Raw genomic sequence first — 22,319 nt, forward strand, 5'->3', positions numbered from 1 at the left:
TACGGACAGCACGTCCGACCCAGGAGGAGCCCCCGCATGTTCCTGTACCGCCGCACCCCTCAGCTCCCCACCCCGCAGGAGGCCCTGCGCGGCCGTCCCGTCCCCGAGTTCACCGTCCCGGCCCGCCACACGGTGCTGGGGAACCCGCTGCTCGGCCCGTACCCGGAGGGTCTGGAGACCGCGGACTTCGCGCTGGGCTGTTTCTGGGGCGCCGAGCGCAAGTTCTGGCAGACGGACGGCGTCTGGACGACGCTCGCCGGCTATCAGGGGGGCTACACGGAGAATCCCGCGTACGAGGAGGTCTGCTCGGGCCTCACCGGCCACACGGAGACGGTCCGCGTCGTGTACGACCCGGAGACCGTCACGTACGCGGAGCTGCTGAAGCTGTTCTGGGAGTCCCACGACCCGACCCAGGGCTTCCGCCAGGGCAACGACGTGGGCACGCAGTACCGCTCCGCGGTCTTCACCCACTCCCCCGGGCAGGCGGCGGCAGCCGAGGCGTCCCGCGAGGCGTATCAGAGGGTCCTGACGGCTTCGGGCCACGGCGAGATCACCACACAGATCCTCCCGGCCGACGGCCGCCCCTTCTACCCGGCCGAACCGGCGCACCAGCAGTACCTGGACAAGAACCCGGCCGGTTACTGCGGCATCGGCGGCACGGGCGTCTCCTGCCCGGTGGGCGTGGCCCCGGCGGAGGGCTGAGCGATACGGGAACGGGCCCGGGGGAGCGTCCCCGGGCCCGTTCCGCGCGTCGTGGGCGGGGTCAGATGAGCCCCTGCGCCAGCATCGCGTCGGCGACCAGTTCGAAGCCGGCGATGTTGGCGCCGACGACGTAGTTGCCGGGGCTGCCGTACTTCTCGGCGGTGGTGTAGCAGGAGTCGTGGATGTGGCGCATGATCTCCGAGAGGCGCTGCTCGGTGTGGGCGAAGGTCCAGGAGTCGCGCGAGGCGTTCTGCTGCATCTCCAGGGCGCTGGTGGCCACACCGCCCGCATTGGCCGCCTTGCCGGGGGCGAAGGCCACCGCGGCGTCCTGGAAGACGCGGACGGCCTCGGGGGTGGTGGGCATGTTCGCGCCCTCGGCGACCGCCTTGACGCCGTTGCGGACGAGGGTGAGCGCGTCGGCCTCGTGCAGTTCGTTCTGGGTGGCGCAGGGCAGGGCCACGTCGACGGGGACGTTCCAGACACCGGTGCCCTCGACGTACTTCACGTGCGCGCCGCGCCGCTCGGCGTACTCGGAGATCCGGCCGCGACCGCGCTCCTTGATCTCCTTGAGCAGGTCGAGGTCGATGCCCTTGTCGTCCACGACGTAGCCGCCGGAGTCGGAGGCGGTGACGACGGTCGCGCCGAGCTGCTGGGCCTTCTCGATGGCGTAGATCGCGACGTTGCCGGAGCCGGAGACGGAGATGCGCTGGCCGTCCAGGGACTCGCCCCGGCTGCGCAGCATCTCGGCGGTGAACATGACGCAGCCGTAGCCGGTCGCCTCGGTGCGGACCAGGGCGCCGCCCCAGCCGAGGCCCTTGCCGGTGAGGACGCCGGACTCGTGGCGGTTGGTGATCCGCTTGTACTGGCCGAAGAGGTAGCCGATCTCCCGGCCGCCGACCCCGATGTCACCGGCGGGGACGTCGGTGTACTCGCCGACGTGGCGGTGGAGCTCGGTCATGAAGGACTGGCAGAACCGCATGATCTCGGCGTCGGAGCGGCCCTTCGGGTCGAAGTCCGCACCGCCCTTGCCGCCGCCGATGGGCATGCCGGTGAGGGCGTTCTTGAAGATCTGCTCGAAGCCGAGGAACTTCACGATGCCGAGGTTGACCGAGGGGTGGAAGCGCAGACCGCCCTTGTAGGGGCCGAGCAGGCTGGAGAACTCGACGCGGAAGCCGCGGTTGACGTGGATGTCGCCCGAGTCGTCCGACCACGGCACCCGGAAGATGAGCTGGCGCTCCGGCTCGCATATGCGCTCGATGACCCGGGCGTCCACGAACTCCGGCCGCTTGGCCAGCACCGGGCCGAGGGTCTCCAGGACCTCCCGGACGGCCTGGTGGAATTCCTTCTCGCCCTGGTTGCGGCGCAGCACCTCGGCGTACAACGGCTCGATGATGCGGTTCTCGGCGGCGTGCGAGGTGGCGGAGTCAGGGGTGACCGGCATCTGATCAAGACCTTCCATGGGTCGGCTCATACGCGGGGGCGCCCCCATCCCGAGGGGCGCCAGGTCCCCCTCCCCATTGAGGGTGTCGCCGGAACATCGCGTGTACCGCTCGCGAGCGCGGCGTGACAGGACCGTCGTGGCGTACCGATTCTCCCAGTGGCCCGCCGTCCGGGCCCGTGGCGTCCACCTGGTGATCGGGCGCCCGGATGCCCCGGACCTGGGCCAACGGCCTTGTACGAGGCCGTTTCCGGGCACGATTGGCCGGTTCGGGGCCTCACCGGGGCCGCCGCCGAAGTGGTGAATCTCACAGCCGCACCGTCTCGGCGGTGAGGTCGCGGAAACCCGGGCGTTACGCCACCGGGGTGGCCGCCGCCTCCGCCCGCAGCGCCGCGGCCGTCGCCCCCGGGTCGTAGTCCGGGGCGACGCCCTCCACGAGCACCACGTCCCCCGCCATGTTCCGGGCCCGCAGCGGCACCAGCTCCTGGTAGGCCGGGGAGGCGTACCAGGCCCGCGCCTCACCGATGGAGGGGAACCCGACGACGACCACCGCGCCGGGCCACGCGCCCTCGGTCACCTCGACCGGCGCGTTGTGGACCAGGAAACGGCCGCCGTAGGGGTCCAGGGTCGCCTGGATGCGCTCGATGTAGTCGATGACCTCCGCGTTGGGGCGGCCTTCGGGGTACAGGTGTGCGATGGCGTAGGCGGTCATGTCGGGCCCTCCGGTTCGTCCGTCGGCTGATGGGCTCCATGCTGCCGGGGACGCCGGAGGGCGTCGATTACCCCTGAGGTCATGCGGTCAGGCCGCGGCGTTCTCCGTGATGGTGACCTTGCCCTTGCGGATGGTGGCCAGGCGCGGGGCGCGGCGGGCGATGGAGCTGTCGTGGGTGACCATGACGAAGGTGAGCCCGTGCTCCTTCCACAGCGTCTCCAGGACCTCCATGATCTCGTCGCGCATGGACTCGTCCAGGTTGCCGGTGGGCTCGTCGGCGAGGAGCACCTTGGGCCGCTTGACCAGGGCCCGGGCGATGGCGACGCGCTGCTGCTGGCCGCCGGACATCTCGCCGGGCACATGGCCCAGGCGCTCGCCGAGCCCGACGGAGTCCAGCGCCTCGGCGGCTCTTCTGCGCCGCTCGGACGCCTTGACGCCGAGGGGGACGAGCGCGGTCTCGACGTTCTCCTGGGCGGTGAGCGTCGGGATGAGGTTGAAGCTCTGGAAGACGAAGCCGATGTTCTCGGCGCGCACCTTGGTGAGCTTGGCCTCGCTGAGCTTCGCCAGGTCCATGCCGTCGAGCTCGATGCTGCCGCCGGTGGGCCGGTCGAGGCCGCCGAGCATCTGGAGCAGGGTGGACTTGCCGCCGCCGGTGGGGCCCTGGATGACGAGCCGGCCGCCGTCCTCGATGGTGAGGTCGACGCCGGCGAGGGCGTGCACGGTGGACTTGCCGCGCTGGTACTGCTTGGTGACGCCGTGAAGCGTGTACATGGGTGTTCTCCTGACGGGGTGTGGGGTCCGGGCTGCTACTCGACGCGGCGCAGCGCGTCCGCCGGGCGCAGCCGGGAAGCACGCCAGCCGCCGAAGGCGCCCGCGATCAGCCCGCCCGCCACGGCCAGGGCGACGGCGGTCAGGATGACGGAGAGCGAGACGGGCGCGGTGAGCGCGATGTCGAGGGCCTTGGACGCGCTCTGCCGGCCGAAGCCGGGCCCGCCGCCGCCCATCATTCCGCCGCGCGTTGCGCCGCCGCCGGAGGAGCCGAGCTCGGCGGTGAGCGTGGGGCTGACGGCGGTGACCGCGTAGGCGCCGGCCAGGCCGACGGCGATGCCGAGCACGCCGCCGATGAGGCCGTTGACCAGGGCTTCGCCGACGACCTGGCGGGTGACCCGGCCGCTCTTCCAGCCGAGGGCCTTCAGCGTGCCGAACTCGCGGACCCGGCGGCTGACGGCGGACGAGGTGAGGAGCCCGGCGACCAGGAAGGCCGCGGCCAGGACCGCGATGGACAGCCACTTGCCGACGCCGGCGGCCAGGTCGGACGCGGTGGACAGGGAGCCGGACACGGTGTCCGCGAGGTCGGCGGAGGTGGTGACCGTGGTGCCGGAGATGTTCTTCTGGATGGCCGACTTGACGCTGTCGATCCGCTGCGAGTCCGCGGCCTTCACGTAGACCGTGGTGACCTTGTCCTTCGAGTCGGACAGGGTCTGGGCCTGCTTGAGCGGGATGTAGAGGTTGGCGGCGGCGTCGCCGCTGTCGGCCGTCGCCACGCCGATGATCTTGAACTCGGTCCCGTGGACGGTCACGGTCTTGCCGGTGGCGAGGCTCTTCTCCTTGGCGTACGCGGAGTCGACCACGGCGACCTTCGCGTTGGTCTCGGTCGTCTTGAACGTCCGGCCGGAGGTGATCTTCGAGGAGGTGAGCGGGCCGAGGTCCTGCTGGGTGACGTCGGTTCCGTACACGGTGTAGGAGTCGACGTCGAAGGAGGCGCCGCCGCCCTTGACCTCGCCCTGCGGCATGCCGCTGCCGCCGCCGGGTCCGCGTCCGCCGCCGCCCTGGCCCGTACCGCCCTCCTGCTTGAACTCGCCGCGCTTGAACTGCCCGTCCACCTTCATGACGGACAGGCTCAGGCCGCCGACCGCGCCGGCGACGCCGTCCTGCTCGCCGACCTTGCCGACCGTGGAGGAGGCCAGGGTCTGGAAGCCCTGGACCATGACCCGGTCGGTGCTCTGGGTCGCGTCGTCGTCGTTGTCCTTGGCGTCGAACCGGAACTTCGGGCGGCCGGTGGTACCCGACTCGGGCGCCTCGGCCGCCTTGGTGACGGTCATGTCGGTGCCGAGCCCGTACAGCGATTCGAGGACCTTGTCCTGGGCCTTGCTCATGCCCGAGGAGACGGAGCTGACGACGATGACCAGCGCAATGCCGAGGGCGAGCCCGGAGGCGACGACGAGCGCCGCCTTTCTGCGGCGGCGCAGCTCGCGCCGGAGATAGGTGAAGAACATGGCGCGAGGCTAGGAACGGCTCGTGATGCTGGGTTAAGGCCACCATGAGAGCCGGATGAGAACAGTGTGTACGCCGAAGGCGGCGGCACCGGTGCGCGGTGCCGCCGCCGTCGGCGTACGGGGTGGGGTTCGGCCCGGCGGGTCAGGCGGTGCTGCCCGCCGTCCATTCGGCCCAGCTCATGTTCCAGCCGTTGAGGCCGTTGGAGGGCTGGATCGTCTTGTCCGGGGAGTTCTTGACGATGACGACGTCGCCGATCATGGAGTTGTTGTAGAACCAGGCGGCGGGCGTGTTGGGGTCGCCGGCGCCCTGGGCGTCCTCCAGGCCCACGCAGCCGTGGCTGGTGTTGACCTTGCCGAAGATGCCCTTGCCCCAGTAATTGCCGTGGATGAAGGTGCCCGACGTGGACAGCCGCATGGCGTGCGGCACGTCCTTGATGTCGTACTCGCCCTTGCCGTCGTCGTCCGTGAAGCCGACGGTGGCGCCGTTCATCCGGGTCTCCTTGTACTTCTCGGAGATCACCATCTGGCCGTTGTACGTGGGGTTGTCGGGCGAGCCCGAGGAGATCGGGATGGTCCTGATCGTCTTGCCGTCCCGGGTGACGGTCATCATGTGCGTCTTGGCGTCCACGGTGGAGACCTGGGCGCGGCCGACCTTGAAGGTGACCGTCTTCTGCTGGACGCCGTAGACGCCGTCCGCTCCCTCGACGCCGTCCAGGGACAGCTTCAGGGTGACGGTCGAGCCGGCCTGCCAGTAGTTCTCGGGGCGCAGGTCGAGGCGCTGGTTGTTGAACCAGTGGCCGACGACCTCCTGACCGCTGCTGGACGTCACCTTGATGCCGTCCTGGACGGCCTTGGTGTCGGTGATCGGCTTGTTGAAGTTGATGGAGACGGGCATCCCGACGCCGACCGTGGAGCCGTCCTCGGGGGTGAAGTTCCCGATGAAGCTGTTGTCGGGCGAGACCGTGGTGAAGGAGGAGTTCTCGTGGGCCTCGCGGCCCTTGGCGTCCTTCGCCGTGGCGCTGACCTTGTAGGTGGTCGAGCGCTCCAGCTGGGCGTCCGGCTTCCAGCTCGTGCCGTCGGCGGAGAGGGTGCCCGCGACGCTCTTCCCGTCCGCCGTGGTCATGGTGACGGAGGTCAGCTTGCCCTTGGCGACGGTGACCTTGGCGGCGTTGTTGATGCTCGCGTTGGTCGCGCCGTTCTTGGGCGCGATCGTTATCTGCGCCTCGGAGGTCTCCTGGGCCGCCGCCTTGTCGACGTCGGCCGCCTGGGACTTCGAGCTCTCGGGGCTGGGACCGCCCTTGTCGCCGCCGTCGTCGCAGGCGGAAAGCACCAGTACGCCGCCGAGCAGTGCGGACGCGGCCATCAGGCCCTTGCGCCGCTTGCTGTCCGTCTTCACACGCTTCTCCATCGTTGCCGAAATCCCCAAAACCCCGAACGAGGCCGTCCACCGGCGAAACCCCGTCAATGTTCCAAGAACCCCTTCTGCGGAATTCCCGTTCCACGTCCGCCGAATGTGTGGGGAACACCACTCTTCGACGCCGTGCCGGAGGCGGTGGTTCCCGCGTCCGCGGCACGGTCCCGCCCCGCTCCGCCACGAGTCGGCGGGGGCGGTTTTTCCGCAGGTCGGGCCCGTCGCTCCGGGCCGCCGCAGCCGTCGGCCTCCCTCCCATTGTGCGGGACGCCCGGTGCGCGCCTCGCCGTGCACGCCTTCCCGGACGGCCCCGCCGCCATGCGTTCCGCGGGGCCCTGGCGTGATCCGGACGGCAGCCCTAGCATCGGGACGAGCCGGACGTCCGGCCGTCGCAAGGGGGTCCGATTCCTTGGCCATCGCCCGCCGCCCGCTCCTGACCGCCACCGCCGCGGGGACGCTGCTGTGCGCCCTGTGGTTCGTCCCGTCGGCCGACGCCACGGCCGATACGGGCGCCGCGCCCGGCACGGCGGCCGGCGCCGCGGCGACGGCGGGCGACGACGCGGACTCCGGCGTACTCGCCGAGACGGGGCCGGGCGTCGCCCCCGCCCCGGACGGGCTCGGCGGGGTCGCCGTCCGGGGCGCGGGGGCCGGCCTTGTGACGTATGCGACCCGTCGGGCGGACCCGCGGCCCGCCCTCTGAGGTCTCAGGCCAGCGGGCCGGTGACCGGCTCCACGGCGGCGACCAGCCCGCCCGCCCGCACGAAGGCGTCGGCGGCGGCCAGGTCCGGCGACAGGAAGCGGTCGGGGCCCGGGCCCTCCACACCGGCGGCCCGCAGCGCCTCGACGACGGCGCGGGTGGCGGGGGCCGGGGTCAGCCCCTGCCGGGCGCGCAGTTCGACCGCGCGGGCCGCCGCGTACAGCTCGACGGCGACGATCCGGGCGAGGTTGTCGACGGCGGTACGCAGCTTGCGCGCGGCCGACCAGCCCATGGAGACGTGGTCCTCCTGCATCGCGGAGGACGGGATGGAGTCGGCGGAGGCCGGGACGGCGAGCCGCTTCATCTCGCTGACCAGGGCGGCCTGGGTGTACTGGGCGATCATCAGACCGGAGTCCACCCCCGCGTCGTCGGCCAGGAACGGCGGCAGCCCGTGCGAGCGGTTCTTGTCGAGGAGCCGGTCGGTCCGGCGCTCGGTGATCGAGCCCAGGTCCGCGGCGGCGATGGCCAGGAAGTCCAGGACGTAGGCGACGGGCGCCCCGTGGAAGTTGCCGTTCGACTCGACCCGGCCGCAGCCGGGGAGCACCACCGGGTTGTCCACGGCGGCGGCCAGCTCGCGGTCGGCGACGGTCGCGGCGTACGCGAGGGTGTCCCGGCCCGCCCCGTTGACCTGCGGCGCGCACCGCACCGAGTAGGCGTCCTGGACGCGGGGCGCGTCGTCCTGGTGGTGACCGGTGAGGCCGGAGCCCGCGAGGACCCGCAGCATGTTGTCCGCGCTGGCGCCCTGGCCGGGGTGCGGGCGGATGGCGTGCAGCTCGGGCGCGAGGACCTTGTCCGTGCCGAGCAGGGCCTCCAGCGAGAGGGCGGCGGTGATGTCGGCCGAGGTGTAGAGCGTCCGCAGATCGGCGAGGGCCATGATCAGCATGCCGAGCATGCCGTCGGTGCCGTTGAGGAGGGCCAGGCCCTCCTTCTCGCGCAGCTCGACCGGGGTGATGCCGTGGGCGGCGAGCAGTTCGCCGGCCGGGCGGACGGTGCCGTCGGGCCCCTCCGCGTCGCCCTCGCCCATCAGGGCCAGCGCGCAGTGCGACAGGGGTGCCAGGTCGCCGGAGCAGCCGAGCGAACCGTACTCGTGGACGACCGGGGTGATCCCGGCGTTCAGCACGTCGGCCATGGTCTGCGCGACCTCGGGGCGTACGCCGGTGTGGCCGGAGGCGACCGTCTTCAGCCGGAGGAACATCAGCGCCCGGACGACCTCGCGCTCGACGCGCGGGCCCATGCCGGCGGCGTGCGAGCGGACGATGTTGCGCTGGAGCTGTGCGCGCAGCTCGGGGCTGATGTGGCGGGTGGCCAGGGCGCCGAAGCCGGTCGAGACGCCGTAGACCGGCTCGGGCTTCGCGGCGAGCGCGTCCACGATCTCGCGGGCGGCGGCCAGCGCGGCCACCGCGTCGGCGGAGAGCTCGACACGGGCGTTGCCGCGGGCCACGGCGATGACGTCCTGAGCGGTGGTACCGGACGTCCCCACCACGACTGTATGCATATCCATATTCAGCAGCGTACGGATTGAAACCCTGCATGTCACCAGTGGTCGGCGGGTTGACCCCTTACGCGGACGCCGGCCGTACGGGTCAGTGGCCGGGCGGGTTGCCGCGCAGCCGGCGGCGGTCGTGCGGGGACTTCGGCGGGGAGTCCGCCAGCCGGATGACCTCGTCGTCGCGCCCCGCCACCACCGGGCGCGCCGAGCGGGCCGCCTTCGCCCGGTACTGCGCCGCGTCCGCCAGCCGGAACAGCCGCCGGGCCGAGACCACCGGGCCGATGTCGTCACCGGTGGACGCGATCCCGCAGGCGACCCCGTTGCCGAACTCCAGCCCGGCCGCCCGCTCGCACAGCTCGGTGGCCACGGTGACCACCTCGTCCGCCCCCGGGCCCACCGCCAGCAGGCAGAACTCGTCGCCGCCCAGCCGGGCCGCCAGCGCGCCGGGCAGTATCGCCCCGCACCGCGACAGCACCGAGCCGAAACGTTCCAGCAGCCGGTCGCCCACCGCGTGGCCATGGGTGTCGTTGACCCACTTCAGCCCGTTCAGGTCGCAGACGACCAGGCTGACCACCGCGCCGTCCGCCCGGTGCCGCTCCAGCGCCTCGTCCAGCCGCACGTCGACGGCCCTGCGGTTGGCGAGGCCGGTCAGCGGGTCCGTGAAGGCCAGCTTGCGGACCTCCTCCAGGCGCTCGGTCTGGGCGAGCCCGGCGGCCACCACGGCCGCCAGCACCGTCGCGAAGTCGGCGTCCGCCCGGCCGAAGACCGGTGCGCCCACCGGCCGCGCCACATACAGCTCGCCCCAGGCCCGCCCGTGCAGCACGATCGGCGCGACCACGCAGCACCCCCGCCCGCGCCGGCGCAGCGCCGCGACCCGCTGGTGGCAGTAGCCGGGCCCGTACCCGTGCGCACCGCTCGCCGCCTCCCCGCCCGGCTCCCCCTCCACCGGGCCCTCGGCGGTCTCCACCCAGGCGTCCGGCTCACCGCCGCCGGCCCACCGCTCGTGCAGGAACTCGGTGATCTCCGGGAACCGGTGGACCGGATAGACCTCCTCCTCGGGGAACTCCTCCTCACCCTCGGCCCGCTCACCCGCGTTGACCAGGACCCTCAGCCGGCCCCGGTCGCGCTCCCAGACCGAGAGCGCGGCGAAGCCGCCGCCCAGCGCCTCGCAGGCCCCCAGGGCGGCGGCTCGCCAGCACCCCCGGGGCGTCTGCGCCGCGGCCATCGTCTGCGCCAGCGAGACCACGGCGCGCAGTCGTGCGTCGTCACCACCCATTGCGCCAGTTTAGGGCGATATGGACGCCGTGATCACTCGGCGACTCCGGAGCGTGATCACTTCGCCCGTGAACGGGCACCCAGGGTCACTCCCCCGGCCAGTTCGCCTTCCGCTTCTCGTTGAACGCGGCCACGCCCTCCGCCCGGTCGCCGGAGAAGGCCACCGACCGCCACGCGGAGTCCTCGACCTCCAGGCCCGCCCGCAGGTCGAGCCCGTGCCCGAGGCGCAGCGCCCGCTTGGCCGCCCGCAGCCCGACCGGCGAGTTCGCGGCGATCCGGCCGGCCAGGGCCAGCGCCTCGGCCCGGTCCTCGCCCTCCGCCACCAGCTCGTCCACCAGACCGAGCTCGCGCGCCTCGGGGCCCGGCACCCGGCGGGCGCTGAAGATCAGCTCCGCGGCGCGCGCGGCCCCGACCCGGCGGGGCAGGAGCTGGGTGCCGCCGCCGCCCGGGATGACGCCGACGGAGACCTCGGGCAGGCCCACCAGGGCGGTCGGGTCGGCGACGATCAGGTCGCAGGACAGGGCCAGCTCGAAACCGCCGCCCAGGGCGAATCCGTGCACGGCGGCGATCGTCGGCATCGGCAGCTCCAGCACACCGGTGTAGGCGGCGCGCGCGGTGGGCCGCTGGCGCACCAGGTCGGCGTCGCTGAAGGAGTTGCGCTCCTTGAGGTCCGCGCCCACGCAGAACGCCCGCTCGTGGCTGGAGGTGAGGACGGTGACGCGTACGTCCCGGTCGGCGGCGAGCGCGTCGCAGGCGGCGGCGATCGAGCGGGCCATGTCCGTGGACACCGCGTTCATGGCCTTCGGCCGGTCGAGAACCAGCTCGGCGACGTGATCGAGCCCCGCGTGGGCCCGGACGGCGACGAACTCCCCGAACCGCTGCTCGGACGTGACGGTCATGGCTGCACCCCTGTCGGTTAACGAGCGTTACCCGACGGATCTTAGAGCTCTCCCCCGAAAGGGTGTCCGAAACAGGTCGGCCCGAGACAGGTCGGTCCGAGACACGTCAGTCCGACGCAGCAGCCCGGGACAGATCGGTCGCGGGACACGCCAGCCCGACGCAGCAGTCCGAGAACAGGCCCGCCCGAGACACGTCGGCCCGAGACACGTCAGCCCGACGCAGCAGCCCGAGAACAGGTCCGCCCGAGACAGGTTCGCCCGGGACACATCAGCCCCAGACACGTCAGTCCGAGACACGTCAGTCCGAGACGGGTCAGGACGTGCCGGCGTCAGGAACCGCGCCGGGCCAGCAGCCAGGGCTCGACCACGCCGAGGCCGCGCACCGGGCGCTGCCACATCGGCTGGAGGCCGTAGCGGTACTTCGGGACCGGGACCACATCGGCGTCCGGGCCCTCCTTCCCGGCCCGCTCGGCCGCCGCCGCGGCCTCCTCCGCCGCCCGCGCCTCGGAGACCGGGGCGTCGCCCGTACGCGTCAGCTCCTCGGCGAACGCCCCGTCGACCAGCACCGCGTCCTTGGGCGCTATCGAGGTGAGGCGGCTGGCCAGGTTCACCGTGGTGCCGAAGACATCGCCCATCCGGGTGGTGACCGTGCCGAAGGCGATGCCGACCCGGAGCGCCGGCATGGTCTCGTCCACGGTCATCGCCTCCACCAGGCGCAGCGCGATCTCGGCCGCGGTCCCCGCGTCGTCGGCGGCGAACAGGACCTCGTCGCCGAGGGTCTTGATGAGCCGGCCGCCGTGCGCCGCGACCAGGTCGGCGCAGGTGGTCTCGAAGGACTCGACCAGCTCGCCGAGCTCCTCCTCCTCCAGGCGGCGGGTGAGCCGGGTGAAGCCGACGAGGTCCGCGAAGCCCACGGCGAGGCGCCGGTCGACCATCTCGTCGTCGTCGGCCGCCTGCACGACCCGGCCCGTGGCGGCGGCCAGCTGGCGCCGCCACACGTACACCAGGAACTCCTCCAGCTCGGGCAGGAGCAGCTCGATCAGGGGGTAGGTGACCTCGGTGCGGGTCATGCCGGGCTCGGGGGGCTCGGTCAGGCCCTCCAGGAAGGAGTCGATCTGCCATTCGGCCAGCCGGGCGGTGGTCTGCCCGGTCGACCGGGCGACCTGGATCGCCATCGGCTCGCTGAGCAGCCCGGCCTCCACGAGACCGGAGAGCCGCCGCAGGGCCAGCACGTCGGCCTCGGTGAGCGCCTTCGCCTGCCCGATGTCCGCGAAGCCCATGGCCCGCCAGAAGCGGGAGGCCAGGTCCATGGAGACGCCGGCCGTGCGGGCCGCCTGGAACGGCGTGTAGCGGCGGTCGGCGCCCAGGATCAGCTGTTCCAGCCGGATCGCGAGGGGGTCGTCGGTCGGCTCGGCCGTGTGGTCGACTTCGTGGTGCGGCGTGGCGTGCACCGAGGAGTCCGGTGACTGCTGCGCGCCATCGCCGGAGGTCGTGTCGTCGACGGTCACCAGCCGCCTCCTGCCCGTTCCCTGCGCACTGCCCTGCCGATCTGTCCGCCGGTGGATCACCTCAACGATACGGCAGGTGTGCCCTACCTCACGTCCTCAGCCCACGAGGCCGGGGCGCTCCCGGTTCAGGTCAGGCCGCCCGCCACGCCCCTCAGGTGCACGATGTCGCCCGCGGAGACCGGTTCGAGCGGTCCGCCGCCGGTGGACAGGACGAGCCGCCCGTCCCCGTCGACGGCGACGGCCTCGCCGGTGAGCGTGCGGTCGCCGGGCAGCTGCGCCCGTACGGACTTGCCGAGGGTCGCGCAGCCCGCCGCGTACGCCTCCTGCACCCCGCTCGCCGCCGCGTCGCCGTCCGCGTCGCGCCAGAGCCCGTACCAGTGCTCCAGCGAGCGCAGGACGCCCCGCAGCAGCGTCTCGCGGTCGGTGGAGACGGCGCCGGCCAGGGCGAGGGAGGCGGCGGTGGGGGCGGGGAGCTCGTCGGCGCGCAGCGAGACGTTGAGGCCGATGCCGACGACGACGCCGTCGCCGGCGCGCTCGGCGAGGATGCCGCCGGTCTTGCGCTCCTGCCCCTCGACCGTGACCAGCAGGTCGTTGGGCCACTTCAGGGCCATGTCGACGCCCGCCGCGCGGGCCAGGCCGGTGGCCGCGGCGACGCCGGTGAGCAGCGGCAGCCAGCCCCAGCGCTCGGCGGGCACGTCGCCCGGGGTCAGGTAGACCGAGAAGAACAGGCCGGAGCGGGCCGGGGCGGTCCAGGTGCGCTCCAGGCGGCCGCGCCCGGCGGTCTGCTCCTCGGCGACGAGGACCGTGCCCTCGGTGAGGTCCGCCGCGCGCGCGGCGAGATCGGTGTTGGTGGAGCCGGTCGAGCCGACCACGTCGAGGGCGGTCCACAGCGAGCCGGGCCGCAGCAGTCCGCGGCGCAGCGCGGGGACGTTGAGGGGCGGCCGGTCCAGGTCCGACCAACGGCTCTGTGGCGCATCCGAAGGTGTCATGCAAGCCACCCTAGGTGTGGCAAAGGACGCACTGCCGAACCGTATCCGCGCCGATACGCTACGGCTCAGTAGCTGTTCGTCAGCAGATCAGCAGCCAAGTCGTCCCCGTGACCAGGCAGGGAGCCGCCACCCGATGTCCGAGCCGGAAGAGACCGACCTCCACACGACCGCGGGCAAGCTCGCGGACCTGCAGCGCCGCATCGACGAGGCGACCCACGCCGGGTCGGCGCGCGCGGTGGAGAAGCAGCACGCGAAGGGCAAGCTGACGGCGCGCGAGCGCGTCGACCTCCTGCTCGACGAGGGTTCCTTCGTGGAGCTCGACGAGTTCGCCCGGCACCGCTCGACCAATTTCGGCATCGAGAAGAACCGGCCGTACGGGGACGGCGTCGTGACCGGCTACGGCACGGTCGACGGGCGTCCCGTCTGCGTGTACTCGCAGGACTTCACCATCTTCGGCGGCTCGCTGGGCGAGGTCTACGGTGAGAAGATCGTCAAGGTGATGGACTTCGCGCTGAAGACCGGCTGCCCGGTCATCGGCATCAACGACGGCGGCGGCGCCCGCATCCAGGAGGGCGTCGCGGCGCTGGGCCTGTTCGCGGAGATCTTCCGGCGCAATGTGCACGCCTCGGGTGTGGTCCCGCAGATCTCGCTGATCGTCGGCCCGTGCGCGGGCGGCGCGGTGTACTCCCCCGCGATCACCGACTTCACGGTGATGGTCGACAAGACCTCGCACATGTTCATCACGGGCCCCGACGTCATCAAGACGGTCACCGGTGAGGACGTCGGTTTCGAGGAGCTGGGCGGGGCCCGTACGCACAACACCACGTCGGGCGTCGCGCACCACATGGCGGGCGACGAGAAGGACGCCGTCGAGTACGTCAAGTCGCTGCTGTCCTACCTGCCGTCGAACAACCTCTCCGAGGCCCCGGCCTTCCCGGAGGAGGCGGACCTGGCGGTCAGCGACGAGGACCGCGAGCTGGACACGCTGATCCCGGACTCGGCGAACCAGCCGTACGACATGCACACCGCGATCGAGCACGTGCTGGACGACGGCGAGTTCCTGGAGACCCAGGCCCTGTTCGCGCCGAACATCATCACCGGCTTCGGCCGGGTCGAGGGCTACCCGGTCGGCATCGTCGCCAACCAGCCCCTGCAGTTCGCCGGCTGTCTGGACATCAACGCGAGCGAGAAGGCGGCCCGCTTCGTCCGCACCTGCGACGCGTTCAACGTGCCGGTGCTCACCTTCGTGGACGTGCCGGGCTTCCTGCCGGGCGTCGACCAGGAGTACGGCGGCATCATCCGGCGCGGCGCCAAGCTGATCTACGCGTACGCGGAGGCGACGGTCCCGCTGATCACGGTGATCACGCGCAAGGCGTTCGGCGGCGCGTACGACGTCATGGGCTCCAAGCACCTGGGCGCCGACATCAACCTCGCCTGGCCGACCGCGCAGATCGCCGTCATGGGCGCGCAGGGCGCGGTGAACATCCTGCACCGCCGTACGATCGCCGCCGCCGAGGACCAGGAGGCCACCCGCGCCGAACTGATCGCGGACTACGAGGACACCCTCCTGAACCCGTATGTCGCGGCCGAACGCGGGTACGTGGACGCGGTGATCATGCCGTCGGACACCCGGGCCCACATCGTGAAGGGGCTGCGCCAGCTCCGTACGAAGCGCGAGGCGCTGCCGCCCAAGAAGCACGGCAACATCCCCCTCTAGAAAGGGTCCTGACCATGATCAAGGTCGTACGGGGCAACCCGACCCCGGAGGAACTGGCCGCCGCGCTCGCGGTCGTCCGGGCGCGTGCCGCCGCGGTGTCAGCGGCGGGCTCCAACACCCCGGAACCACCGGCCGGCTGGTCCCACCCGAGCCGGCTGGCCCGGCGCGGCCGCCACCTGCCGGGCCCGCGCGCCTGGGCCCGTACGTACTGGCCCGGATAACCGCCGGCGACGCGTGGGGCGGCGGCTGAGTACGCGTACTCAGGCGCCGCCCGAGGCCTGAGCAGCAGGATCGGATCATGCTCTGGTCCGACCCCGAGAACAAGCCCCCCGAGGAACTCCGCGACGCGGAGACGATGATGCGCCGGGCGGGACTGGTCCTGGCCCTGGCGATGGTCGTCGCGATGTTCGTCCTGGGCACCCGCTGAGCCGTTCCCGGCCCCACCGGCGACCGAGGAGCGGCGGGCCGGGGGCGGCGCCCCCGAAACGCCCCGCGTCCGTACGATGGCGCCCATGACCGCACCCCGACGCCTCGTCCTCGCCTCCGCCTCGCCCGCCCGCCTCGGCCTCCTCCGCCAGGCCGGCCTCGCCCCGGAGGTCATCGTCAGCGGCGTCGACGAGGACGCCCTCACCGCCCCCACCCCCGCCGAACTCGCCCTCGTCCTCGCCGAGGCCAAGGCGGCCGTCGTCGCCGCGCTCCCCGAGGCCGCCGGCGCCCTGGTCATCGGCTGCGACTCGGTGCTGGAGCTCGACGGACAGGCGCTCGGCAAGCCGGCCGACGCCGAGGAGGCCACCGCCCGCTGGAAGTCGATGCGCGGCCGGACCGGCATCCTGCGGACCGGGCACAGCCTGACGGACACCACGACCGGCCGCACGGTCTCGCGGACGGCGTCCACCACGGTGCGCTTCGGGGAGCCCACGGACGCCGAGGTCGCCGCCTACGTGGCCTCCGGCGAACCGCTGCACGTGGCGGGGGCCTTCACCCTGGACGGGCGCTCGGCACCGTTCGTGGAATCCATCGAGGGCGACCCGGGCAACGTCATCGGGCTCTCGCTGCCGCTGCTGCGCCGCCTGCTGGGCGAGCTGGGGATCGCGATCACCGACCTCTGGGCCTGAGGAGGGGTCAAGCCGGCGCGGGCGCGGCCGGCTGCTCGGGCTCGGGCCGCGGCTCGGCCCGGGCCGGCTCGGGTCCGTACGCCACCAGGGCGAACACGATCAGGCCGAGCGCCACCATCATCCAGGCGAACGCCGCCCAGCCGACGAGGCCGACCGTCAGCGCGCCGAGCACGCCGTGGACGACCGCGCAGCAGACCAGCACGATCCGGGCGACGCGCCCCGGAGCGCGGTCGCGGGCGCCCGCCGGCACGAGGAGCACGGCGCACAGCAGCAGGAAGGCCCCGAAGACCCCGCCGAGCACCCAGGTGCCCCTGGACATCACCTCGGGGTCCGTTCCGGCGAGGGACATCTCCTGGTTCCGCACGACCGTGCCCAGGACCACGTTGACGACCACGACGCCCACGGCCTCCGCGGCCAGCACGAGCGCGGCCAAGAAGGCCACCAGCCTGCGCACCACGACGCTCACCCCCTGTTACCAGCAGTACGTGCGACAGCGCGGACCCTACTAACGAGTAATGGCCACGACAAGAGCCATGCGCAACCCGGACCGGCCCCTACCTCTCCGGGCTTTCGTGGGTCGGGCAAAGAATTCCCCACCCCTTAGTGGAAACCCCACAAAGAATTGCGGCAGGTCGCTGCCCGTGCCGATAGAGACCTGGGCCACACCCGGTCGCTACTGTGCGGTTTCAGTACCCGGCGTACCGTGGTGCCACAAGGGATTCAGCGACTCGAGCACACTTCGAATCACACTCCGTGTGGGCAAGCTCACCATTGGGGACGGGTCGTAGGACCGTGTCGGTAGTCCCTAAACTCAGCTTGTTTCAAGGAGGGAGCCATCGTGCGCAAGGTGCTCATCGCCAACCGTGGCGAAATCGCTGTCCGTGTTGCCCGGGCCTGCCGGGACGCGGGTATCGGGAGCGTGGCCGTCTACGCCGATCCGGACCGTGACGCTCTGCACGTCCGCGCGGCCGATGAGGCGTTCGCTCTGGGCGGTGACACCCCGGCGGCCAGCTACCTGGACATCGCCAAGGTGCTGCAGGCGGCCAAGGACTCCGGGGCGGACGCGGTCCACCCGGGTTACGGCTTCCTCTCGGAGAACGCCGAGTTCGCCCAGGCCGTGCTGGACGCGGGTCTGACGTGGATCGGCCCGCCGCCGCACGCGATCCGGGACCTCGGTGACAAGGTCGCCGCCCGCCACATCGCGCAGCGCGCCGGCGCCCCGCTGGTCGCGGGCACCCCGGACCCGGTCTCGGGTTCCGAGGAGGTCGTGGCGTTCGCCGAGGAGCACGGCCTGCCGATCGCCATCAAGGCCGCCTTCGGCGGTGGCGGCCGGGGTCTGAAGGTGGCGCGGACGCTGGAGGAGATCCCGGAGCTGTACGACTCCGCCGTGCGCGAGGCGGTCGCCGCGTTCGGGCGCGGGGAGTGCTTCGTGGAGCGCTACCTCGACAAGCCGCGGCACGTGGAGACCCAGTGCCTGGCCGACACCCACGGCAACGTGGTCGTCGTCTCGACCCGGGACTGCTCGCTGCAGCGCCGCCACCAGAAGCTCGTGGAGGAGGCCCCGGCCCCCTTCCTGTCCGACGCGCAGAACGCCGAGCTGTACGCGGCGTCCAAGGCGATCCTGAAGGAGGCCGGCTACGTCGGCGCCGGCACGGTCGAGTTCCTGGTCGGCATGGACGGCACGATCTCCTTCCTGGAGGTCAACACGCGCCTGCAGGTGGAGCACCCGGTGACCGAGGAGGTCTCCGGCATCGACCTGGTCCGCGAGATGTTCCGGATCGCCGACGGGGAGGAGCTGGGCTACGACGACCCCGCCTCGCGCGGTCACTCCTTCGAGTTCCGGATCAACGGCGAGGACCCGGGCCGCGGCTTCCTCCCGGCGCCCGGCACCGTCACCCGGTTCGAGGCGCCGAGCGGTCCGGGCGTGCGGCTGGACGCGGGCGTGGAGTCCGGCTCGGTCATCGGCCCCGCCTGGGACTCGCTGCTCGCCAAGCTCATCGTGACCGGCGCGACGCGGGAACAGGCCCTCCAGCGCGCGGCCCGCGCCCTGGCCGAGTTCCGGGTCGAGGGCATGGCGACCGCCATCCCGTTCCACCGTGCGGTGGTGGCGGACCCGGCGTTCACCGCCGACCCGTTCCGCGTCCACACCCGCTGGATCGAGACGGAGTTCGTCAACGAGATCAAGCCGTTCGCCGCGCCCGCCGAGGCGGAGGCCGACGAGGAGTCGGGCCGCGAGACGGTGGTCGTGGAGGTCGGCGGCAAGCGCCTGGAGGTCTCGCTGCCCTCCTCGCTCGGCATGAGCCTGGCCCGTACCGGCCTCGCGGCGGGCGCCAAGCCCAAGCGCCGCGCGGCGAAGAAGTCCGGCTCGGCCGTCTCCGGCGACACCCTCGCCTCCCCGATGCAGGGCACGATCGTGAAGATCGCCGTGGAGGAGGGCCAGGAGGTCAAGGAAGGCGACCTGATCGTCGTCCTGGAGGCCATGAAGATGGAGCAGCCGCTGAACGCGCACCGCTCCGGCACGGTCAAGGGTCTGGCCGCCGAGGTCGGCAGCTCGATCTCCTCGGGCGCCGTCATCTGCGAGATCAAGGACTGACCCCGCCTCTTCGCCGCCGGTGCCCCGGTCATGTCGTCGGACGTGACCGGGGCACCGGCGCATTCGGGGGACGGCGGCCACCCGCGCGATGGCATCCTGGAGACCGGGGAGACAGGAGGGACCGCACGATGGCGACGAGCCAGGCAGGGGCACCGGCCCGGCCCATGCGTGCCGACGCGCGCCGCAACTACGGCCGGCTGCTGGCGGAAGCCCGTGCCGCCTTCGCGGAACACGGCACCGACGCGTCCCTGGAGGACGTCGCCCGGCGCGCGGGGGTGGGCATCGGCACGCTGTACCGGCACTTCCCGAGCCGGCACGCGCTGATGAGCGCGGTCTTCCAGGAGGCGGTGACCGCCCTGATCACCCGCTCCCGCGAACTGGCCGGCTCGGACCGGCCGTGCGCCGCGCTGGTGGAGTGGCTGGGCGCGATCGTCACCCACGCGGGCGAGTACCGCGGTGTGGCCCAGGCCCTCATGTCCACCTGCCGCGACGAGACTTCGGCCCTGGCCCGCTGCAACACCCCGCTGCGCGAGGCGGGTTCGACGCTCCTGGACCGCGCCCAGTCGTCGGGGGCGGTGCGGCCGGACGTCTCCATAGACGACCTGATGCAATTGACGAACGCGATCGCCCTGGCGGCGGAGCAGTCCCCGGACGACCCGGGACTCGCCGCCCGCCTGCTGAGACTGACGCTACGGGGCCTGGCGAACTCAAGCCCCACCGATGGCGGATCAAGCCCCTCCGGCGATTGAGGAGCGGCGGTCCGTGGCGACAGCGCCCCCGGGCTACCGCCGCCGCAGATCCGCCACCCGCGCCCGCTCCCGGTCACCGGCCCCCGGCTCCCCGAGCGCCCGCAACCCCTGCCCCTGCCCCTGCGTACGCCGCTGCCCGGGCAGCGGCATCTCGCGCCGGGCGGGCCGCCCGCCCGCGCCCGGGTCCGCGGCCGACGAGGCCGCGGACGTCCCGCCTCCCGCGACAGCGATCCGTACGCCCTGGTCCGCCAGCGCCTGCAGCTCCGCCGCCGACCGGTCGTCATGCGCGGCGGGCTCGTCGGTCACCAGATGGGTGATGAGGTCCGTCGGCACGGTCTGGAACATGGTGTCGGAGCCGAGCTTCGTGTGGTCCGCGAGGACCACCACCTCCGCCGCGGCCTGCACCAGCGCCCGGTCCACGCTCGCGGAGAGCATGTTGGACGTGGAGAGCCCGCGCTCGGCGGTGAGCCCGCTCCCGGACAGGAACGCGCGGGAGACCCGCAGCCCCTGGAGGGACTGCTCGGCCCCACTGCCCACGAGGGCGTAGTTGGAGCCGCGGAGGGTGCCCCCGGTCATCACCACCTCCACCCGGTTGGCATGGGCCAGCGCCTGGGCGACGAGCAGGGAGTTGGTGACGACGGTCAGGCCGGGGACGCGCGCGAGCCGGCGGGCCAGCTCCTGCGTGGTCGTACCGGCACCGACGACGATGGCCTCGCCCTCTTCGACCAGGCCGGCGGCCAGGTCGGCGATGGCCGTCTTCTCCGCGGTGGCGAGATGGGATTTCTGCGGAAAGCCGGACTCCCGCGTGAAACCGCCCGGCAAGACCGCACCGCCGTGCCGGCGGTCGAGGAGTCCTTCTGCCTCCAGCGCCCGCACGTCCCGCCGTACGGTCACTTCGGAGGTCTGGACGACGCGGGCGAGCTCACGGAGCGATACCGCCCCGTTGGCGCGCACCATTTCGAGGATCAACTGACGACGTTCTGCAGCGAACACGAAACTGACAGTAACGTGACCGCGCGAGACTTTTCAGCAGTTTGCGCCGAATTGCAGAAGTTGCATATACAGCCGGTCACCAAGTGGTATAGGAGGCCGCCTTGTTGTCGCCTCCTGATCGAACGCCGTCGCGGGACGCCCGACTTGGCGGGAGTTGCCGGGGATTGCCGGGCAGCGGGCCCGGGTCCCCGGCCCCGTCACGCCTCGCCCGTGCGCTTACGGCTGTGCAACTGGCGGGCCACTTCGGCGATCGATCCCGACAGGGACGGGTACACAGTGAAGGCGTTTGCGATCTGCTCGACCGTCAGATTGTTGTCGACGGCGATCGAGATCGGGTGGATCAGCTCGCTGGCCCGGGGGGCGACGACGCAGCCGCCGACCACGATGCCGGTGCCGGGGCGGCAGAAGATCTTGACGAAGCCGTCCCGGATGCCCTGCATCTTGGCGCGCGGATTGCGCAGCAGCGGCAGCTTGACGACCAGCGCCTCGATCTTGCCCGCGTCGACGTCCGCCTGGGTGTAACCGACGGTGGCGATCTCCGGGTCGGTGAAGACGTTGGAGGACACCGTCTTGAGGTCCAGCGGGGCCACCGCGTCGCCGAGGAAGTGGTACATCGCGATGCGGCCCTGCATGGCGGCGACGGAGGCGAGCGCGAAGACGCCGGTGACGTCGCCGGCCGCGTAGACGCCGGGTGCGCTGGTGCGGGAGACCTTGTCGGTCCAGACGTGCCCGGAGTCCTTGAGCCGGACGCCGGCCTCCTCCAGCCCCATGCCCGCGGTGTTCGGGATGGCGCCGACGGCCATCAGGCAGTGCGTGCCGGAGATGACCCGGCCGTCGGCGAGGGTCACCTCGACCCGGTCGCCGACGCGCTTGGCGGACTGGGCGCGGGAGCGGGCCATGACGTTCATGCCGCGCCGCCGGAACACGTCCTCCAGGACGGCCGCCGCGTCGGGGTCCTCGCCGGGCAGCACCCGGTCGCGGGAGGAGACGAGCGTGACGCGCGAGCCGAGGGCCTGGTAGGCGCCGGCGAACTCGGCGCCGGTCACACCGGAGCCGACGACGATGAGCTCCTGGGGCAGCTCGTCGAGGTCGTAGACCTGGGTCCAGTTCAGGATGCGCTCGCCGTCCGGCTGCGCGTCCGGGATCTCCCGGGGGTGGCCACCGGTCGCTATCAGCACGGCGTCCGCGGTGAGCGTCTCCTCCGTGCCGTCGGCGGCCGTGACGACCACCTGGCGGGAGCCGTCGGCGGCCTGGAGGCCCTCCAGACGGCCGCGTCCGCGCATGACGCGGGCGCCGGCGCGGGTGACGGAGGCGGTGATGTCGTGGGACTGCGCGAGCGCCAGGCGCTTGACGCGGCGGTTGACCTTCCCCAGATCGACGCCGACCACACGCGCGGCCTGCTCCAGGTGCGGGGTGTCGTCCGCGACGATGATGCCCAGCTCCTCGTAGGAGGAGTCGAAGGTGGTCATCACCTCGGCCGTCGCGATCAGGGTCTTCGAGGGCACGCAGTCGGTGAGGACGGACGCGCCGCCGAGGCCGTCACAGTCGACGACGGTCACCTCCGCGCCGAGCTGGGCGCCCACCAGGGCCGCCTCGTACCCGCCGGGTCCGCCGCCGATGATCACGATCCGGGTCACGAAAAGTCCGCCTCGCGTTTCTCGTCCCACGGCCGTCTGCTGCCCCGGCCGGGGTCCGG

At 72.3% G+C, this 22,319-nt stretch carries 21 protein-coding genes; 8 read left to right on the top strand and 13 right to left on the bottom strand.

From position 1 onward, the window contains the following. The first annotated feature begins 36 nt into the window (after window positions 1-36). The gene (gene msrA / locus FKN01_RS09995; RefSeq protein WP_143618665.1) at window positions 37-702 is read left to right on the top strand and encodes a peptide-methionine (S)-S-oxide reductase MsrA; all 666 of its coding nucleotides are present in this window, start codon (window positions 37-39) and stop codon (window positions 700-702) included. 61 nt (window positions 703-763) lie between these two features. Here msrA and gdhA read toward each other — a convergent pair whose 3' ends face one another. The 5 genes from gdhA to FKN01_RS10020 form a co-directional block, all read right to left on the bottom strand. Continuing rightward, the gene (gene gdhA / locus FKN01_RS10000) at window positions 764-2,143 is read right to left on the bottom strand and encodes an NADP-specific glutamate dehydrogenase (RefSeq protein ID WP_143618667.1); all 1,380 of its coding nucleotides are present in this window, start codon (window positions 2,141-2,143) and stop codon (window positions 764-766) included. A gap of 349 nt (window positions 2,144-2,492) precedes the next feature. Then, window positions 2,493-2,852, bottom strand: a complete 360-nt coding sequence (locus FKN01_RS10005) for a DUF1330 domain-containing protein (protein ID WP_143618669.1) — start codon at window positions 2,850-2,852, stop codon at window positions 2,493-2,495. Window positions 2,853-2,939: 87 nt separating this feature from the next. Beyond that, a complete protein-coding gene (locus FKN01_RS10010) occupies window positions 2,940-3,623 on the bottom strand; it encodes an ABC transporter ATP-binding protein (RefSeq protein ID WP_143618671.1) in 684 nt (227 codons plus the stop codon). Window positions 3,624-3,658: 35 nt separating this feature from the next. Beyond that, window positions 3,659-5,128, bottom strand: a complete 1,470-nt coding sequence (locus FKN01_RS10015) for an ABC transporter permease (protein ID WP_143618673.1) — start codon at window positions 5,126-5,128, stop codon at window positions 3,659-3,661. A gap of 142 nt (window positions 5,129-5,270) precedes the next feature. Then, a complete protein-coding gene (locus tag FKN01_RS10020) occupies window positions 5,271-6,536 on the bottom strand; it encodes an Ig-like domain-containing protein (protein WP_143618675.1) in 1,266 nt (421 codons plus the stop codon). A gap of 412 nt (window positions 6,537-6,948) precedes the next feature. Between FKN01_RS10020 and FKN01_RS10025 the strand changes: the two genes are divergently transcribed. Further along, window positions 6,949-7,239 carry a hypothetical protein gene (locus tag FKN01_RS10025; RefSeq protein WP_143618677.1) on the top strand — a complete coding sequence of 97 codons (291 nt, stop codon included), beginning with the start codon at window positions 6,949-6,951 and terminating at the stop codon, window positions 7,237-7,239. A 4-nt stretch (window positions 7,240-7,243) separates the two neighbouring features. On the opposite strand, the gene hutH is transcribed toward FKN01_RS10025, so the two are convergent. The 5 genes from hutH to FKN01_RS10055 all read right to left on the bottom strand — a co-directional run bounded on the left by hutH (window position 7,244) and on the right by FKN01_RS10055 (window position 13,456). Next, complete coding sequence (hutH, locus tag FKN01_RS10030; RefSeq protein ID WP_143618808.1) at window positions 7,244-8,791, bottom strand: histidine ammonia-lyase; 1,548 nt, start codon at window positions 8,789-8,791, stop codon at window positions 7,244-7,246. 88 nt (window positions 8,792-8,879) lie between these two features. Continuing rightward, window positions 8,880-10,061, bottom strand: a complete 1,182-nt coding sequence (locus tag FKN01_RS10035; protein ID WP_143618679.1) for a GGDEF domain-containing protein — start codon at window positions 10,059-10,061, stop codon at window positions 8,880-8,882. A gap of 85 nt (window positions 10,062-10,146) precedes the next feature. Next, complete coding sequence (locus FKN01_RS10040; RefSeq protein ID WP_143618681.1) at window positions 10,147-10,959, bottom strand: enoyl-CoA hydratase/isomerase family protein; 813 nt, start codon at window positions 10,957-10,959, stop codon at window positions 10,147-10,149. Window positions 10,960-11,288: 329 nt separating this feature from the next. Beyond that, window positions 11,289-12,467 (bottom strand): adenylate/guanylate cyclase domain-containing protein, encoded by a 1,179-nt coding sequence (locus tag FKN01_RS10050; protein ID WP_143618683.1) that lies wholly within the window; start codon window positions 12,465-12,467, stop codon window positions 11,289-11,291. Window positions 12,468-12,592: 125 nt separating this feature from the next. Beyond that, entirely contained in the window at window positions 12,593-13,456 is an 864-nt protein-coding gene (locus FKN01_RS10055) for a biotin--[acetyl-CoA-carboxylase] ligase (protein ID WP_143618685.1), read from the bottom strand. 133 nt (window positions 13,457-13,589) lie between these two features. Between FKN01_RS10055 and FKN01_RS10060 the strand changes: the two genes are divergently transcribed. The 4 genes from FKN01_RS10060 to FKN01_RS10070 all read left to right on the top strand — a co-directional run bounded on the left by FKN01_RS10060 (window position 13,590) and on the right by FKN01_RS10070 (window position 16,288). Beyond that, a complete protein-coding gene (locus FKN01_RS10060) occupies window positions 13,590-15,173 on the top strand; it encodes an acyl-CoA carboxylase subunit beta (protein WP_143618687.1) in 1,584 nt (527 codons plus the stop codon). Between the two features lie 14 nt (window positions 15,174-15,187). Further along, window positions 15,188-15,394, top strand: coding sequence for an acyl-CoA carboxylase epsilon subunit (locus tag FKN01_RS10065; protein WP_143618689.1), 207 nt, complete (start codon window positions 15,188-15,190; stop codon window positions 15,392-15,394). Between the two features lie 77 nt (window positions 15,395-15,471). Then, window positions 15,472-15,600, top strand: a complete 129-nt coding sequence (gene mmpB / locus FKN01_RS33085) for a morphogenic membrane protein MmpB (protein ID WP_260696836.1) — start codon at window positions 15,472-15,474, stop codon at window positions 15,598-15,600. Window positions 15,601-15,676: 76 nt separating this feature from the next. Beyond that, complete coding sequence (locus tag FKN01_RS10070) at window positions 15,677-16,288, top strand: nucleoside triphosphate pyrophosphatase (protein WP_143618691.1); 612 nt, start codon at window positions 15,677-15,679, stop codon at window positions 16,286-16,288. 7 nt (window positions 16,289-16,295) lie between these two features. Here FKN01_RS10070 and FKN01_RS10075 read toward each other — a convergent pair whose 3' ends face one another. Next, window positions 16,296-16,754, bottom strand: a complete 459-nt coding sequence (locus FKN01_RS10075; protein WP_143618693.1) for a hypothetical protein — start codon at window positions 16,752-16,754, stop codon at window positions 16,296-16,298. Between the two features lie 372 nt (window positions 16,755-17,126). Between FKN01_RS10075 and FKN01_RS10080 the strand changes: the two genes are divergently transcribed. Further along, a complete protein-coding gene (locus FKN01_RS10080; protein WP_143618695.1) occupies window positions 17,127-18,881 on the top strand; it encodes a biotin carboxylase N-terminal domain-containing protein in 1,755 nt (584 codons plus the stop codon). Window positions 18,882-19,009: 128 nt separating this feature from the next. Next, the gene (locus FKN01_RS10085) at window positions 19,010-19,630 is read left to right on the top strand and encodes a TetR/AcrR family transcriptional regulator (RefSeq protein ID WP_143618697.1); all 621 of its coding nucleotides are present in this window, start codon (window positions 19,010-19,012) and stop codon (window positions 19,628-19,630) included. A 33-nt stretch (window positions 19,631-19,663) separates the two neighbouring features. Here FKN01_RS10085 and FKN01_RS10090 read toward each other — a convergent pair whose 3' ends face one another. Together FKN01_RS10090 and FKN01_RS10095 are read right to left on the bottom strand one after the other, a co-directional pair. After that, on the bottom strand, window positions 19,664-20,623 hold the full coding sequence (locus FKN01_RS10090) for a DeoR/GlpR family DNA-binding transcription regulator (protein WP_143618699.1): 960 nt from the start codon (window positions 20,621-20,623) through the stop codon (window positions 19,664-19,666). A 197-nt stretch (window positions 20,624-20,820) separates the two neighbouring features. Next, entirely contained in the window at window positions 20,821-22,260 is a 1,440-nt protein-coding gene (locus FKN01_RS10095) for an NAD(P)H-quinone dehydrogenase (protein WP_143618702.1), read from the bottom strand. Between the last annotated feature and the right edge of the window lie 59 nt (window positions 22,261-22,319).

Source organism: Streptomyces sp. 130 (assembly GCF_007096885.1).
In the GTDB taxonomy this organism is placed as follows: Bacteria; Actinomycetota; Actinomycetes; order Streptomycetales; family Streptomycetaceae; genus Streptomyces.